Source organism: Tardiphaga sp. 619_E2_N8_4, assembly GCF_051810905.1.
Classification (GTDB): Bacteria; Pseudomonadota; Alphaproteobacteria; order Rhizobiales; family Xanthobacteraceae; genus Tardiphaga; species Tardiphaga robiniae.
Map to the genome: position 1 here is coordinate 1,258,147 of NZ_JBPWQJ010000001.1, position 14,459 is coordinate 1,272,605.

Annotated in this window: 12 protein-coding genes and 1 pseudogene; 7 read left to right on the plus strand and 6 right to left on the minus strand. The window is 61.3% G+C overall.

From position 1 onward, the window contains the following. Nucleotides 1-20: 20 nt before the first annotated feature. Nucleotides 21-1,511, plus strand: coding sequence for an NAD-dependent succinate-semialdehyde dehydrogenase (locus AB8A23_RS06010; RefSeq protein ID WP_439060151.1), 1,491 nt, complete (start codon nucleotides 21-23; stop codon nucleotides 1,509-1,511). A 113-nt stretch (nucleotides 1,512-1,624) separates the two neighbouring features. Here the strand turns inward: AB8A23_RS06010 and AB8A23_RS06015 are convergent, their stop codons facing one another. Next, nucleotides 1,625-1,837, minus strand: a complete 213-nt coding sequence (locus AB8A23_RS06015) for a hypothetical protein (RefSeq protein ID WP_089263345.1) — start codon at nucleotides 1,835-1,837, stop codon at nucleotides 1,625-1,627. A 235-nt stretch (nucleotides 1,838-2,072) separates the two neighbouring features. Between AB8A23_RS06015 and AB8A23_RS06020 the strand changes: the two genes are divergently transcribed. The 4 genes from AB8A23_RS06020 (at nucleotide 2,073) to AB8A23_RS06035 (ending at nucleotide 7,720) form a co-directional block, all read left to right on the plus strand. Beyond that, nucleotides 2,073-2,471 (plus strand): hypothetical protein, encoded by a 399-nt coding sequence (locus AB8A23_RS06020; RefSeq protein ID WP_439060150.1) that lies wholly within the window; start codon nucleotides 2,073-2,075, stop codon nucleotides 2,469-2,471. Between the two features lie 58 nt (nucleotides 2,472-2,529). Beyond that, nucleotides 2,530-2,880, plus strand: coding sequence for a hypothetical protein (locus AB8A23_RS06025; RefSeq protein ID WP_439060149.1), 351 nt, complete (start codon nucleotides 2,530-2,532; stop codon nucleotides 2,878-2,880). Nucleotides 2,881-3,413: 533 nt separating this feature from the next. Further along, on the plus strand, nucleotides 3,414-4,544 hold the full coding sequence (locus tag AB8A23_RS06030) for an efflux RND transporter periplasmic adaptor subunit (RefSeq protein WP_439060148.1): 1,131 nt from the start codon (nucleotides 3,414-3,416) through the stop codon (nucleotides 4,542-4,544). Nucleotides 4,545-4,552: 8 nt separating this feature from the next. After that, nucleotides 4,553-7,720, plus strand: coding sequence for an efflux RND transporter permease subunit (locus tag AB8A23_RS06035; protein ID WP_439060147.1), 3,168 nt, complete (start codon nucleotides 4,553-4,555; stop codon nucleotides 7,718-7,720). A gap of 42 nt (nucleotides 7,721-7,762) precedes the next feature. Here the strand turns inward: AB8A23_RS06035 and AB8A23_RS06040 are convergent, their stop codons facing one another. The 5 genes from AB8A23_RS06040 to AB8A23_RS06060 form a co-directional block, all read right to left on the minus strand. Next, on the minus strand, nucleotides 7,763-9,955 hold the full coding sequence (locus AB8A23_RS06040; RefSeq protein WP_439060146.1) for an SLC26A/SulP transporter family protein: 2,193 nt from the start codon (nucleotides 9,953-9,955) through the stop codon (nucleotides 7,763-7,765). 175 nt (nucleotides 9,956-10,130) lie between these two features. Then, a complete protein-coding gene (locus AB8A23_RS06045; protein WP_439060145.1) occupies nucleotides 10,131-11,048 on the minus strand; it encodes a phosphoribosylaminoimidazolesuccinocarboxamide synthase in 918 nt (305 codons plus the stop codon). 66 nt (nucleotides 11,049-11,114) lie between these two features. After that, nucleotides 11,115-12,032 carry a pirin family protein gene (locus AB8A23_RS06050; RefSeq protein ID WP_439060144.1) on the minus strand — a complete coding sequence of 306 codons (918 nt, stop codon included), beginning with the start codon at nucleotides 12,030-12,032 and terminating at the stop codon, nucleotides 11,115-11,117. Nucleotides 12,033-12,136: 104 nt separating this feature from the next. Further along, a complete protein-coding gene (locus AB8A23_RS06055; RefSeq protein ID WP_089263360.1) occupies nucleotides 12,137-12,739 on the minus strand; it encodes a 3-keto-disaccharide hydrolase in 603 nt (200 codons plus the stop codon). A gap of 65 nt (nucleotides 12,740-12,804) precedes the next feature. Next, nucleotides 12,805-13,725 (minus strand): LysR substrate-binding domain-containing protein, encoded by a 921-nt coding sequence (locus AB8A23_RS06060; RefSeq protein ID WP_439060143.1) that lies wholly within the window; start codon nucleotides 13,723-13,725, stop codon nucleotides 12,805-12,807. 221 nt (nucleotides 13,726-13,946) lie between these two features. On the opposite strand from AB8A23_RS06060, the pseudogene AB8A23_RS06065 reads away from it, so the two are divergent. Continuing rightward, nucleotides 13,947-14,072: pseudogene (locus AB8A23_RS06065) on the plus strand (DUF1127 domain-containing protein); the annotation flags it as partial. Nucleotides 14,073-14,168: 96 nt separating this feature from the next. Beyond that, entirely contained in the window at nucleotides 14,169-14,456 is a 288-nt protein-coding gene (locus tag AB8A23_RS06070; RefSeq protein ID WP_439060566.1) for a DUF1330 domain-containing protein, read from the plus strand. The last annotated feature ends 3 nt before the right edge of the window (nucleotides 14,457-14,459 follow it).

Here is a 14,459-nt window from a genome sequence, read left to right on the forward strand (position 1 = left end):
TTTCCGCAGGAGAACCGCCCATGTCACCGACCTCAGCCGCACGCCAGTCCACCGCCCCTTCGCTGCGCGACCGCCTCAAGGACCCCTCGCTGCTGCGCGACAAGTGCTACATCGACGGCGCCTGGGTCGGCACCGGCGAGACCTCGGTGACCAATCCGGTCAATGAGATTGAAATTGCCAAGGTGCCCAATATGGGCGCCAAGGAAACGACGCAGGCTGTCGAGGCCGCCGAAAAGGCGTTTCCGGCCTGGGCCAAGTTCACCGCCAAGCAGCGCTCCAATATCCTTCGCAAGTGGTTCGAGCTGATCATCGCCAACCGCGAGGATCTCGCGCTGATCCTGACCACCGAGCAGGGCAAGCCGCTGGCCGAAGCGCTGGGTGAGGTCGATATCGGCGCCGCCTATATCGAATTCTTCGCCGAGGAAGCCCGCCGCGTCTATGGCGAGACCATCCCGACCCAGCGTGCCGATGCCCGGCTCCTCGCCATCAAGCAGCCGATCGGCGTCTGCGGCGCCATCACGCCGTGGAATTTCCCGAACTCGATGATCACCCGCAAAGTGTCGCCGGCGCTGGCCGCCGGCTGCACCGTGGTGATCAAGCCTGCCAACGAGACGCCGCTGTCGGCGCTCGCGCTGGCTGAACTCGCCGAGCGTGCCGGCGTGCCGAAGGGTGTGCTGAACATCATCACCGGCGACGCATCGGCGATCGGCCTCGTGCTCTGCGAACATCCTGCGGTGCGCTTCGTCGGCTTCACCGGCTCCACCAATGTCGGCAAGATCCTCTACAAGCAGGCTTCGGTCGGCGTGAAGAAGCTCGGCCTCGAACTCGGCGGCAACGCACCCTTCGTGGTGTTCGACGATGCCGACATCGATGCCGCCGTGGAAGGCGCGATTGTCTCGAAATATCGCAACATGGGCCAGACCTGCGTCTGCGCCAACCGCCTCTATGCGCAGGATGGCATCTACGATCAGTTCGTCGAGAAGCTGTCGAAGAAGGTCGCAGCGATGAAGGTCGGCGACGGCACCGAACAGGGCGTCACCCAAGGCCCGCTGATCAACGAGAAGGCCGTCGAGAAAGTCGAGCGCCACATCGCCGATGCGGTAAAGGGCGGCGCCAAGATCGTCACCGGCGGCAAGCGCCATGCGCTCGGCGGCACGTTCTTCGAGCCGACGGTGCTCGCCAATGTGAAATCGGATGCACTGGTCTCGCAGGAAGAAACCTTCGGCCCGCTCGCGCCGGTGTTCCGCTTCAAGGACGAAGCCGATGTCATCGCCATGTGCAACGCCTCGCCGTTCGGTCTGGCATCGTACTTCTATTCGCGTGATCTCGGCCGTGTCTGGCGTGTTGCGGAAGCGCTGGAGTCCGGCATGGTCGGCGTCAATACCGGCCTCATCACCACCGAAGTCGCTCCGTTCGGTGGTGTGAAGGAGTCGGGTTTGGGCCGCGAAGGCTCGCATCACGGCATGGAAGAATATGTTGAGATCAAATACATCATGATGTCGGGGATCTGAGGCGTCACCTCCGACCCAATTAAAATTCATTATGCGTCATGCCCGGCCAGCGCGAAGCAAGCTTCGCTAGATGTGCCGGGCATTTGCATTTGGGCTGGCCGAGCCAACGTCGCTCAGTAGCAGCGACGGACGCGCACGCCATTGACCCAGACGGTGCGGCACGCGACCGCCACCGGGCGGCGCACCACCGCGGCGCCACGATAGCCGGCGCAGCCGGCACGGTAAACGCCGCGTGCGCAGACGACGGCGTTGGCGTCGGTGGCTTCAAACGTCATCGTCGTGCCGAATGCGAGAACGGCTGCAACCATCATTAAGAAAGTACGCATGGTGATCTCCCGGCTGTGTTGGTTGGCAAAACAAACGAAGAAAGGTTCGTGGGCTTCAGTAGGCGGAATTAAGAACGATCAAATGAGAAGTGGCTTCACGCGCAAAGAGTAGTTCGCAGGAGACGCAAAGGCTGCGTGGTCAATGAGAAATCTTGCGACGCCGCCTTGCGTCTCGATCCGACAGAACGTTTATTCAATCTCCTAAATACAAATCCTTGCCGACCAGAAACATGCGATGGGACGATTTTGCCCGGTGTTGATCTCAACAGGAGAAAGCATGTCGGATTTCAGAACCAGGTGGCTTACTTTTCACGGTCGACATATCGAGCCCGCCTCAAAGGAAATATTCAGTCACGTCGAAAAGATGGTGATCGGCACTTTGATCATCTCGGCCGGGGCGCATGTGTCGAGCAATGAGCCCCTGATCGTCCTGTTTGGATATTTGCGCCACGGTCTTGTCGGTCGCGGTGTCATGCTGTTCGGAATTGTTTTGTTGCTGCTGAATTTCCTCGATGGCCTCTACAAGCTCGCAAAGTTGGAATGGCACGTGGCGCTTCAGATCATCATGTCGCTCTGTTACGTCATTCTGTCTGTCCGGTTGATCCAGTTGATTTTGGCCTTCCGTGGAGAGTGATCCCACCTATTGCCGGGCGCATCGTGTTCATCGTTGAGCGAATGGCGCAAGAACGCTGGTGCAAGCCGGCGAAAGTGATGCGCTGTTGCTGGCCAGGCATTGCACGATGCGGCCGCCACCAGGCGCTACGCCGCCGCAGAGCGATCTGATGTCGCCGCCGCATGCCGATCTCATCACAAGCAATTCTTCGCGTGGCCGCATCGGCCGCAGCACGATAGGTGCAGGAGCAGCGGCGGCAGCAGGCGCAGCGGTTGTGGCTGCCGCAGCAGGTGGCGGGGCTGTGCTTTTCACCGCCGCCTTTGGTGCGGCAGTGGCGGGCGCGGGCTTGGTAGCCGGTGGTGTTGCTTCTGTCTTGGGCGCTGCAGCAGGCGTTGGAGCGGTGGCCTTCGGTGCCGTAGTTGGCGCCTGAACTGCGCGCACCGCGCCCGCACATCCCGCAGAAAGACTAGTCATGTTCTTTTGCAGGCATTGCAGCGAGGCTTCTCCACCAGGAGGAACGTTTGAGCAATGCGCGATGTAATCCGAGCGACACTGCGTCTTGATCGCGTCACGCTGCGCCTGGCTCGGCGCTTGCGCAAAGGTGGGGCTCGCGATTGCGATTAGAATGATAGTAGCCATCGATACGCGATATCGCGCGGCCAAGCCGAACATGAAATTCATCGCTGAAATCCTCGTTGCTACCGCCCAGTTAGTCAGGGCAACTGCGTAAAATCTTCAAGAAGCGTGAGTTCTGAAAGGCATTCGCAAAACAACTTCGGTCCGACATCATTTTACGGTTTCGGTTTCACTACAAGTGGATTGTTGCTATTGATGCGGGCGGCTGTCGTTTTTGGCCAAGGCTTTTTTTGAGAGTCTTTTGACTGAGGCAGGACAATGCGATTTGTGCGCGCCTGTTCATCTGGACCGAAAACCCGCATTGAGCAGCTGCAGCATGTCACGGTCATGCGTGTTTCAAGCATCGCGCTGGCGAGTCTCTTTTTAAGTGCCTGCGAGCAAAACACTTTCGTGCAGCCACCGCCGCCGAAAGTTGAGGTGGCGGTCCCTGTGCAGCGCGGCATCACGCGCTTCCTCGAAGCGACAGGCAATACAGCACCGATCAAGAATGTCGATCTCGTGGCGCGCGTTCAGGGCGTTCTGCAGTCGATCAACTACCAGGACGGCTCCTTCGTCAAGCAGGGCACGACGCTGTTCACGATCGAGCCTGAGACATACCAGTTGAAGCTTGAACAGGCGCAGGCTGCGGAAGCCGGTGCGCAGGCGTCTGCAAAGCAGGCGGAATCGGATTTCAAGCGCCAGTCGGACCTCGTATCCCGGCAGGTTGTTGCGCAGTCAACGCTCGAGCAGTCGACGGCGACACGCGAAAATTCACAAGCCAATCTGCAGCAGGCGCAGGTCAACACTAAAATCGCGGCCGTCAATTACGGTTATACGAATGTCATTGCGCCGTTTGACGGCATCGTCAGCGCACATCTGGTGTCGGTTGGCGAACTGGTTGGTGTCGCGTCGCCGACCCAGCTTGCGACGATCGTGCAGCTCGACCCGATTTATGTGAATTTCAACGTCAACGAACAGGACGTTCTGCGCATCCGTGATGAAGCCCGGCGACGCGGACTGACGGTGAACGATCTCAGGCGGCTGCCGATCGAGATCGGACTGCAGACCGAGACTGGTTTTCCGCACAAGGGCCAGATCGACTACATCTCGCCGACCATCAACCAGTCGACGGGTACGCTGCCGGTGCGAGGTGTTCTGCCAAATCCGGATCGCATCCTGTTGCCGGGCTTCTATGTTCGCGTTCGCGTGTCCATCGACCAGCAGGACAACGCCCTGCTGGTGCCGGATGTATCGCTCGGCAGCGATCAGGCCGGGCGTTATGTGCTGGTCGTGAATGGCGACAATGTCATCGAACAGCGCAAGGTCGTCACCGGCCCGCTGGAAGCTGAGCTTCGCGTCATCGAAAGCGGCCTGAAGCCGGACGATCGCGTCGTCATTGCGGGCCTGCTGCGGGCCATTCCGGGGCAGAAGGTCGATCCGCAACTGAGAAAGATCGAAGCGCCGACACCGACCAAATAGGACAGGCCATGATTTCGAAGTTCTTCATCGAGCGGCCGGTCCTGTCCAATGTCATCGCGCTGCTGATGATCCTGATCGGCGGCGTCTCGCTCTATGGCCTCGCTGTCGCACAATATCCCGATGTGGTGCCGCCGACCGTCCAGGTGACGACGCGCTATCCCGGCGCCAGCGCCAAGACCATCGTGGACACGGTCGCGCTGCCGATCGAACAGCAGGTCAATGGCGTCGAGGACATGCTCTATATGCAGTCCTACAGCGCTGCAGATGGCACCTATTCGCTCACGGTCACGTTCAAGATCGGCACCGATCTGAATTTCGCACAGGTGCTGGTGCAGAACCGCGTATCGAGCGCGCTGTCATCGCTGCCGACCGCCGTTCAGAATCAGGGCGTGACCGTTCAGAAGAAATCGACGGCGATCCTGTTGTTCGTGACACTGACGTCGCCGAAGGCGACCTATGACAGCCTGTTTCTGAGCAATTACGCCACGATCAACATCCGGGACGAGCTGTCACGTCTGTCCGGCGTAGGCAATGTGACGGTGTTCGGCGCCGGTCAGTATTCGATGCGGATATGGCTGGATCCGAACAAGCTGCAAGTGCGCGGGCTGATGCCGCAGGATATCATCCAGTCCATCCAGCAGCAGAGCCAGCAGGTTTCTGCGGGGCAGATCGGCATGCCGCCGACGCCCGCGGGGCAGGCCTTCCAGTACACACTGAATATCAACGGGCGGCTGGATGATCCCGGTGAATTCGAGGACATCATCGTCAAGACCGGCGACAATGGCGATGTCACCCGGGTCCGTGACGTCGGACGCGTCGAATTGGGTGCGCAGACCTACAGCCAGATCTTTTCGCTCAACCAGAAGCCGGCCGTCGGCATTGGCGTATTCCAGTCGCCGGGCGCCAATGCGCTCGAGGTGGAGAAGGCTGTCGAGAAGAAGATGGCGGCGCTGGCCATGCAATTTCCCGACGACATCAAATACGACACGCCGTTCGACACCACGAAATTCGTCCAGGCATCGATCAACGAGGTCTACAAGACGCTCCTCGAAGCAGGTTTGCTAGTGCTGGTGGTCATCCTGATCTTCCTGCAGGACTGGCGCGCGATGCTGGTGCCGGCGACCACTGTGCCGGTGACGATCATCGGCGCCTTCGCGGCGATGGCGGCGCTCGGTTTCACCATCAATCTGTCGACCCTGTTCGCCATCGTTCTGGCGATCGGCATCGTCGTCGATGACGCCATCGTGGTCGTCGAAGGCGCGGCCTACAATATCGAGCAGGGCATGTCCGGCCATGACGCGGCGATCAGCGCGATGGGCAAGCTGTTCGCCCCGATCATCGGCATCACGCTGGTACTGATTTCGGTGTTCCTGCCGGCGGCATTCCTGCCCGGGCTGACGGGGCGCATGTATGCGCAATTTGCACTGGTCATCGCGGCCACGGCGCTGCTCAGCGCCGTCAATGCGGCCACGCTGAAGCCGACGCAATGCGCATTGTGGCTGCGCCGCCCGGTGCCGCCGGAGAAGCGCAATTTTTTCTATCGTGGGTTCAACAGGGTCTACGACCGGCTCGAACGGGGCTATGCCGCTCTGATCGGTCGCATGGTCGCGCACAGCAATCTCTCGGTTGTCCTGGCATTGATCCTGATCAGTATTGGCGGTTACGGCCTATCCCGGATTCCCACCGGCTTCATCCCGATCGAGGATCAAGGCTATCTGCTGGTCGCAGTCCAGTTGCCCGATGGTGCCGCGCTGGATCGGACTCAGCGTGTACTCGATCGAGTCAGCGAATTGGCCGCGAAGACGCCAGCGGTGGAACAGGTGGTTACCATTGCCGGCATCTCCGCACTCGACAGCAGCTCCAGCCTCGCCAATGCCGGTGTTGCCTATCTGATATTGAAAGAATGGAGCGAGCGCGGACCGGGGCAGGATCTTCGTTCGTTGTTCGTTGGATTGAACGAGAGCCTGTCGGTGATTCCAGAGGCGCGCATTCTGGTGATTCCGCCGCCGCCCATTCAGGGCATCGGCAATGCGGCGGGCTTCGCCATGCAGATCGAACTGCGCGATGGCAACGCCGATTATAACAAGCTGCAGGCGATCACCGGCGCGATCGTGGCGAATGCACAGACGCAGAGTGCTTTGCAGCGCGTCAGCTCGCCGTTCCGCTCGATGGTGCCGCAATTCGATATAGAGGTCGACCGTATCAAGACCCAGACTTTGCATGTCACGACAGATCAGGTGTTCTCGACCCTGTCGTCTTATCTGGGCTCGTCCTTCGTCAACCAGTTCAACAAGTTTGGCCGCACCTTTCAGGTCTACACACAGGCAGATGCCAAATTCCGGCTGACTGCCCGGGACATCGAGAACCTGATGGTGCGCAACCAGCAGGGCAACATGGTTCCGCTTGGCACTGTGGCGAAGATTACGCCTGCCGTGGGGCCGTCGCTGATCAGTCTCTATAATCTTTATCCGACGGCGACGGTGATCGGCCTGCCAGCACAGGGCTACAGTTCGGGGCAGTCCATGGCGTTGATGGAGCAGATTGCGGCGAAGACGCTGCCTCCGGGAACGGGCTTCGAGTGGACGGCGATGTCGTATCAGGAAAAGATCGTCGGCAATCAGCTCTATTATGTGTTCGGTCTTGCGTTGCTGCTCGTCTATCTGGTGCTCGCGGGGCAGTATGAAAGCTGGTACGCGCCGATTTCGGTGATCCTGGCCGTGCCGCTGTCACTGCTCGGCCCGATGGCGGTACTCACCGCGCTGCGAATCGAGAACAATCTCTACACCCAGATCGGCATTATTCTTTTGATCGCGCTGTCGGCGAAGAACGCGATCCTGATCGTTGAGGTGGCGATCGAACTGCACGTGCATGATCGCAAGCCACTACTGGAGTCGGCGGTCGCAGCCGCACGTGCGCGATTCAGGCCGATCCTGATGACGTCCTTCGCCTTCATTCTCGGCGTGCTGCCGCTGGTGCTCGCGACCGGCGCCGGCGCCAACGCCCGCAAGTCGATCGGCATCACCGTATTCTCGGGCATGCTCGCCTCGACCTGCCTTGCCGTCCTGTTCGTTCCGACCTTTTTTGTCGTTGTCCAAAGGTGGGAGAACTGGCGCGCCAGCCGCAAGGCAACGAAACCTGCCAATTCGGCCGTCGGTGTCGGCGGCTCCAACTCGTAGACGATCGCGACGTCCGTTTCAGATGCGCTGTGTCGGCTATTCTTACCTTCGCAACACTGCAATCATCCGGCTCGCAAAAGCCAGCCTCTCCGCCATCACAGACACGAAGTAAGTCAGCAGTTTCTGGCTCAATGCCGGATGGTTCTGCTTGATGTCCTCGAAGGCGTCGGCGCGCAGCAGATACAGCACGCTGGCGATCTCTGCCTGGATGGTGGCGCTGCGCGGTGCATAGGCGACAAGGCCCATTTCGCCCACTGTCGTGTAACGCCCGAGGCTGCGCACCCGCGTCAGCTTGCCATCGCCCGCCGGCACCATGATGCCGAGTCGGCCGTCCAGAATGAAGTGCATGGAATCGGCAGCGTCGCCGGCCTGAACGATGATCTCGCCGGCAACGACCTCGACGCGCTGGCAGCGGCGCATCAGTTCTTCGGAATCGTCGGCGGTGCGCAGGATCTTGGTGAACCAGTCGCGCAAGTTGGCTTCTTCTTCGGCGAGCCCGCGATGCCGCGCGATCACCTCGTTCTCGCACCACTCCAGCGCGTGATCGAGTTCGCCCATGACCTTGACGGCGTCATCGATGAACAGGCTGGCGCGCAAATTGCGATTGGCTGAGGGATGAAGATTGGCGAGCACCAGCGTGGTGCCGTGGCCTTCGGCGATGCGCTTGATCTGGGCGAAGCTGTGGGCGGCCGACGAATCGATGCCCGTCACCAGCTTGAAGTCGAAGACGAGATAGCGGCACTCGGGATGACGGCGCAGCAGCGCCTTGACATGCAGATAGAGCCGGTTGGCCGAGCCGAAGAACAAATAGCTCTGCAGGTTAAGGCCTTGGATTTCGCGGCCATGCGCCGCCAGCGTACGCTGATCCTCAAGTGATCGATCGAGCGAACTGCGATATTCGGAGCCATCGAAACCGTATTTGATCGAGGATACCCGCGATACGCTGAGCGCAAAGGTGGCGCAGCCGATCACGATGCCGATCAGCACGCCGGCCACGAACCCCCATGTGAGAATAATGATGATGATTGCCAGTAGCGACAGGTAGTCGAGCAGCGACAGCCGCTTGCGGGAGTCGACGATCCAGCGATGAAGTTGCTCCAAGCCGAGATACAGCAGCAGGCCGCCGAGCACGAAGCGCGGCATATAGGCCAGCAGCGCGGGGTCGACGACGAGCATCAGCGCGGCTGCCGCGGCGACGGTGAGGCCCGAAAGCCGCCCCGTGGCACCGCTGTTGCGATTCAGGAGCGAACGGCTGATCGAGATGCAGCCGGCATAGCCTCCCAGTACCCCGGCCAGGATATTGGCCGCCCCGGTCGCATTGAGCTCGCGTTCGATATCGGCTTCCCGATGTGCGGCGACTTCGAGGCCCGTCGTATTGAACAGGGTACTCACGGCCGTCACGAAGATCACAGCGATGAAATTGCCGATGAGTCCGGGCAGCGCCTGCCATGGATAGCCGTCGCTGAAGAAGGCCCAGGGTAAGGTCAGGTTGGCCTTGGGCGGCGATGCGAAGGTCCAGCCCATAGCCTGTGCCTCGATCACGGACACACCGGCGATCTTGAAAACTAGATGAGCCGCTATGACGCTCCCGATGAGAATCATCGGCAGGCCTAGTGGCTTACGGGACCGATGCCAGGTCGCATAGATGGTGAGTGCGACGGCTACCGCGGCCAGCAACTCGTAAAACATCATCGGATTGGCGAGTTTTGCCAGGTTCGTCCATTGCAGCTTGTAGCCGGTGATCACCTGAATGGCGCCGGTGACGATCAGGCAGGCGGTGGCTCCCAAAAATCCGCCGATCACCGGATAGGGCACATAGCGGATAGCGCGTCCCATGCGGGTAACGCCGAAGCCGCACAGCACAATGCCGGTGATGATCGTGGCCGAGGATAGGGTGATGAGCACCGGGCCAAGCAAGGCAGACGGTGCATCGGCCGTAACGATGTGCTCGACCAGAGCCGCCGCCAGGATGGCGGCGACGGCTGCGGTCGAGCTCTCGGGGCCGGCGACCGCGAAGGGGAACGAACTGCCAAGGGCGATCACGGCGGCTATGACGCTTGCAGAGATGAAGGTCGCGGCAATGCCGTAGGGCAGCAGCGAGGCCAGCGGCCCGGTGAAGATCAGCACCGAATAGGACAGGCCGAAGCTGATGGTGAGGACGCTGGCGATCAGGCCGCCGAACACGTCATTACGCCATGCGTGCAACACGCCCGGGCTGACAAGGGAGTCAGTCATGGGCGGCTACTTTCGCAATGACGGGCGATGAGGAGTGCGGGCCGGAAGTATGTCACGCGCGAACCTGTAGGAGCGCTGCGCGACAGGCGCAACCGCCGCCGTCTCTGGTAGACGACGGTGAGATGTACGGACAAGACTATTTTTATGACAGTCCGAGGGAAAGACAGTCAGTTTGTTAGTTGATGACCAGCTCCGTGCCGGTCAGGCGGCGATAGGCCTCCAAATAGCGCTTGCTGGTGGCGTCGATCACCTCAGGGGGCAGCGGCGGCGGCGGGGCTTCACCGTTCCAGCGGCCGGCCCGGCGCTCGATGTCGAGATAGTCGCGCAGCGGCTGCTTGTCGAAGCTCGGCTGTGACTGGCCCGGTGTATAGACGTCGGCGGCCCAAAAACGGGAGCTGTCGGGGGTCATCACCTCGTCGATCAGTATGATGCGGCCATTGCCTTCCCTGCCGAATTCGAACTTGGTGTCGCCGATGATGATGCCTGCCTCGCGGGCGATCTCCTCGCCCTGGGTGTAAACGGCGCGAGTCATGCTCTCGAGCGTGAAGGCATCCTCCTCGCCGATAATCTCGCGCATCCGGGCGATGGTAATGTTCTCGTCATGGCCGGTCTCGGCCTTGGTGGCCGGGCTGAACACCGGCTCGGCGAATTTCTGGCTTTCGAGCAGCCCGGCATCGAGCTTCTCACCGGCCAGCGTGCCTGACGCGGCATATTCCTTCCAGGCCGAACCCGAAATGTAGCCGCGGATCACGCACTCGATCGGGAAGACGGTGGTGCGGCGGCACAGCATGGCGCGACCGGCCAAAGCGGCCCGGTGACCTGCGAGCGCCGGCACCTGCCCGATGATCTCGTCGGCATCGGCCGAGATCATGTGATGCGGGACCACGCCGCCAAGCTGGTTGAACCACCAGGCGCTGATCTGGGTCAGCACCGCGCCCTTCATCGGGATGGTTTCGTTCATGACCACGTCAAAGGCGCTGATGCGGTCGGTGGTCAGCAGCAGCACGCGGTCGTCGCCGACGGAATAGATATCGCGCACCTTGCCGCGACCGATCTTGGGGAGGGGCAGGTCGCTGGTGGCCATTGTGGTCATGTCAGGGTCTTTCGAAAGCAGAGTCGTCCGGCGTCTGGCCGGCGGCGACGTGATGAAGGAGTGAGCCTATTCCGGCAGCGGGATGAATTCGCGTTCGTTGGGCACATGCGCGAAGCGGCCGGTTTTCCAGTCCTCTTTCGCCTGCTCGATGCGCTCCTTGCTGGAGGACACGAAATTCCACCACAGATGCCTCGGCCCTTCCAGCGCGTCGCCGCCGAGGAACATCATGCGGGTATTGCGCGTCGCCTTGATGGTAATGGCATCGCCGGGCCGGAAGATCAGCAGTTGCGGCGCCTCATGGCGGTCGCCAGCGATCTCGATCTCGCCATCGACGATATAGACCGCACGTTCCTCATGGTCGGGATCGAGCGGCACACTGGTGCCGGCCTCGACGGCCACTTCGGCATAGAACCATGGCGACACCATAGACACCGGCGAAGCTTTGCCAAACGCCTTGCCGGCGATCACGCGCGCGGTGAAGCCGGTGTCGGTGATGGTCGGCAGGCTGTCTGCGGCATAATGCTGGAACGATGGCGCGATTTCCTCGGAGCCCTTGGGCAGCGCGATCCAGCTCTGCAGGCCCAGCATCTTCTGGCCGTCGCGGCGTTGCACGTCTGGAGTGCGCTCGGAATGGGCGATGCCCTTTCCGGCGGTCATCAGGTTCATGGCGCCCGGTTGAATCTCGCGGACATTGCCTTCGCTGTCGCGATGCATGATCGCGCCGTCGAACAGATAGGTCACCGTGGCCAGGCCGATATGCGGATGCGGCCGCACGTCCATGCCCTTGCCGGAGATGAACTGCATCGGGCCGAAATGGTCGAAGAAAATGAACGGGCCGACCATCTGGCGCTTGCCATGGGGGAGGGCGCGGCGGACGAGGAAGCCGTCGCCGAGATCGCGGGTGCGCGGCACGATCACGAGCTCCAGCGCGTCGCAGGTCTGCGCGTCGCCGAGGATCGGATCTTCTGATGGTTGCCAGCTCATGAGGGCTCCGTGGGGTTGGGGCCATCATAACAGCATTTGGCGGGGCGGGTAAAAGGGCCTCAGCCCGGATGGATCGCTCCGTCCGGACTGAGGAATGGCTGTGCTTACAGGGGCTTGATCTGGACCTTGCGGAATTTCACCACGCCTGAGCCGTACTGCAGGGCGATCGGGCCGGCGGCGTGCTTGGTGTCCTCGACATCGACGGTCTTTTCGCCGTTCAGGATGACCGTGAGCTTCGGACCTTTCGCCGTGATCTCATAGGTGTTCCACTTGTCCGCCGCCTTGGGCATCGGATTGACCTTGGCCACATCGACGATGGCGCCGGTGCCGTAGGACGGGTCGGGCCGCTTGTCGAAGATGTTGACCTCGTAGCAGGTCTTGCCATCGATCACCTTCGGGTTATCGCAGCGGATGAAGATGCCGCTATTGGCTTCGGCATCGGTCCAGAACTCGGCCTTGATCTGGAAATCCTTGTAGGGCGTCTTGCTGACGAGATAAGCGAGATCCTTGCCGGAGAGCAGCTTGTCGGCGGCGAGTGCCCCGTCCTTCATCTCCCAGTTGGCGTCGCCAACCTTGTCCCAGTCGCCCATCTTGGTGCTGTCGACCAGCGTGACCCAGCCGTCAGACTGGCTCATGGCAGGCTGGATTGTCGTAAGAGCCGCAACGCCGATAACGAATCCGGCTGCAATCGCTGTAACGCGCAACATAAAGGTCTCCTCCTGTTTGCTTTTTATTGGCGTGACGTTAGCCACGGGAGAATGCGGTTGTAAATCTACTTCACATTGTGCGGTGCGTTAACGCTTGATGCCTTGCGCTTAGCTGCAGGGCCGCGGGTCGTTCGTTCGTCCAGCAGCACCTGTTGCATTGCCTGGACGTTCGGCGAAGCCGCGCCCCTGCGCCAGATCAGCACCGTCTCGGCGTGATTCTCGCCGCTCGGCAGGCGATGCACGGTGAGCCGCTTGCCTTCCGGGAATGTCGACAGCACGCTTTCCGGCAGCAGCGCGATGCCCATACCCGCGACTACGCAGCCGAGCATGGCGTGATAGGAGCCGAGTTCGATGGTGCGCTCGGGCATCTCGCCGCGCTTTGCATACCAGTCTTCCAGCCGCTTGCGATGCGGGCAGCCGTTCTCGAACACCAGTACCGAGCGCGGCGCGCTGTCCTTGCGCCCGATCGGCGGATGGCGTGGCGACGACACGATCACCGGCTCCTCGTCGAACGCATGCATGCGGTCGAACGGCGCCGCGGCAATCGGCTCGGCCACGAAGGCGGCGTCGAGATCACCGGCAAGGATGCCTTTCGCGAGGGTCTCCGGATTGCCGATGCGCATTTCGAGTTGCACGTCGGGATAGCGGCGGTGAAATTCATTGAGCGGTCCGGGCAAGCGCACCGCCGCGGTGCTTTCCATGGCGCCAAGGCGGAAGACGCCGCGCGGCCGTGGGTCCTGCACCGCGTCGCGGGCCTCGTCGGCCAGCGCCAGCAGCCGGTCGGCATAGCCGAGGAGCGTTTGGCCCGCGGGCGTCAGATGCAGGCGCTTGCCTTCGCGCACGAACAACGCCGTGCCGAGATCGTCCTCGAGCTGACGCACCCGCGTCGTCACGTTGGACTGCACGCGGTGCAACCGTTCCGCGGCGCGCGTCACACCGCCTTCGCGCACAACGGCGCGGAAGATGCGCAGCTCGGACAGATCCATACATCTCTCCATGAGATCGAAATGATCTTGATTATTCATTTTATGGGATGAAATGCGCCGGGTAAACCCGCATGGCCAACGGCACCCATCAGCGGAAAGGGGCGGACATGATCGACGACAAACGCGAAACGTATGCGCACGACGTCCGTCGCCTGACGCCGCTGCAATGGACTGCGCTGAAGCGATCCATCATCCGGCGTGTCCATGCTGAGCGCGGCCGGATGTTGCGTTCGGTCGCGATCGCCGCCGTCGCGGCCCTGCGTCACGGCTGGCGATGCCTGCGCGAGCGGCAACAGGCGCGTGACGAACTACGCTCCATGAGCGATTACGAATTGCGCGATATCGGCGTGACCCGCGCCGGCATTGATGCGGTGACCCGCCGTGGCAACGACGACGCGACGCAGAGCGCGTCACAACGATCACATCAAAACTGGAGAGCCATGATGTCGAAAGCCTACTGGATTGTCCGCGTCTCGGTGCGCGACGAGGGCCGTTATCCGGAATATCTCGCTGCGGCCAAGCCGGCGTTCGACAAGTTCGGCGCACGGTTCATCGTGCGCGGCGGCGCCTTCGAAACCATGGAAGGCGACGCCCGCGATCGCAATGTGGTGGTGGAATTCGCCGACCACGCGACCGCAACCGCCTGCTACCGTAGCCCGGAATACGAAACCGCCAGATCCATCCGGCAAAAATACGCCGAGGCCGATTTCATCATCATCGACGGCGCTTGATGT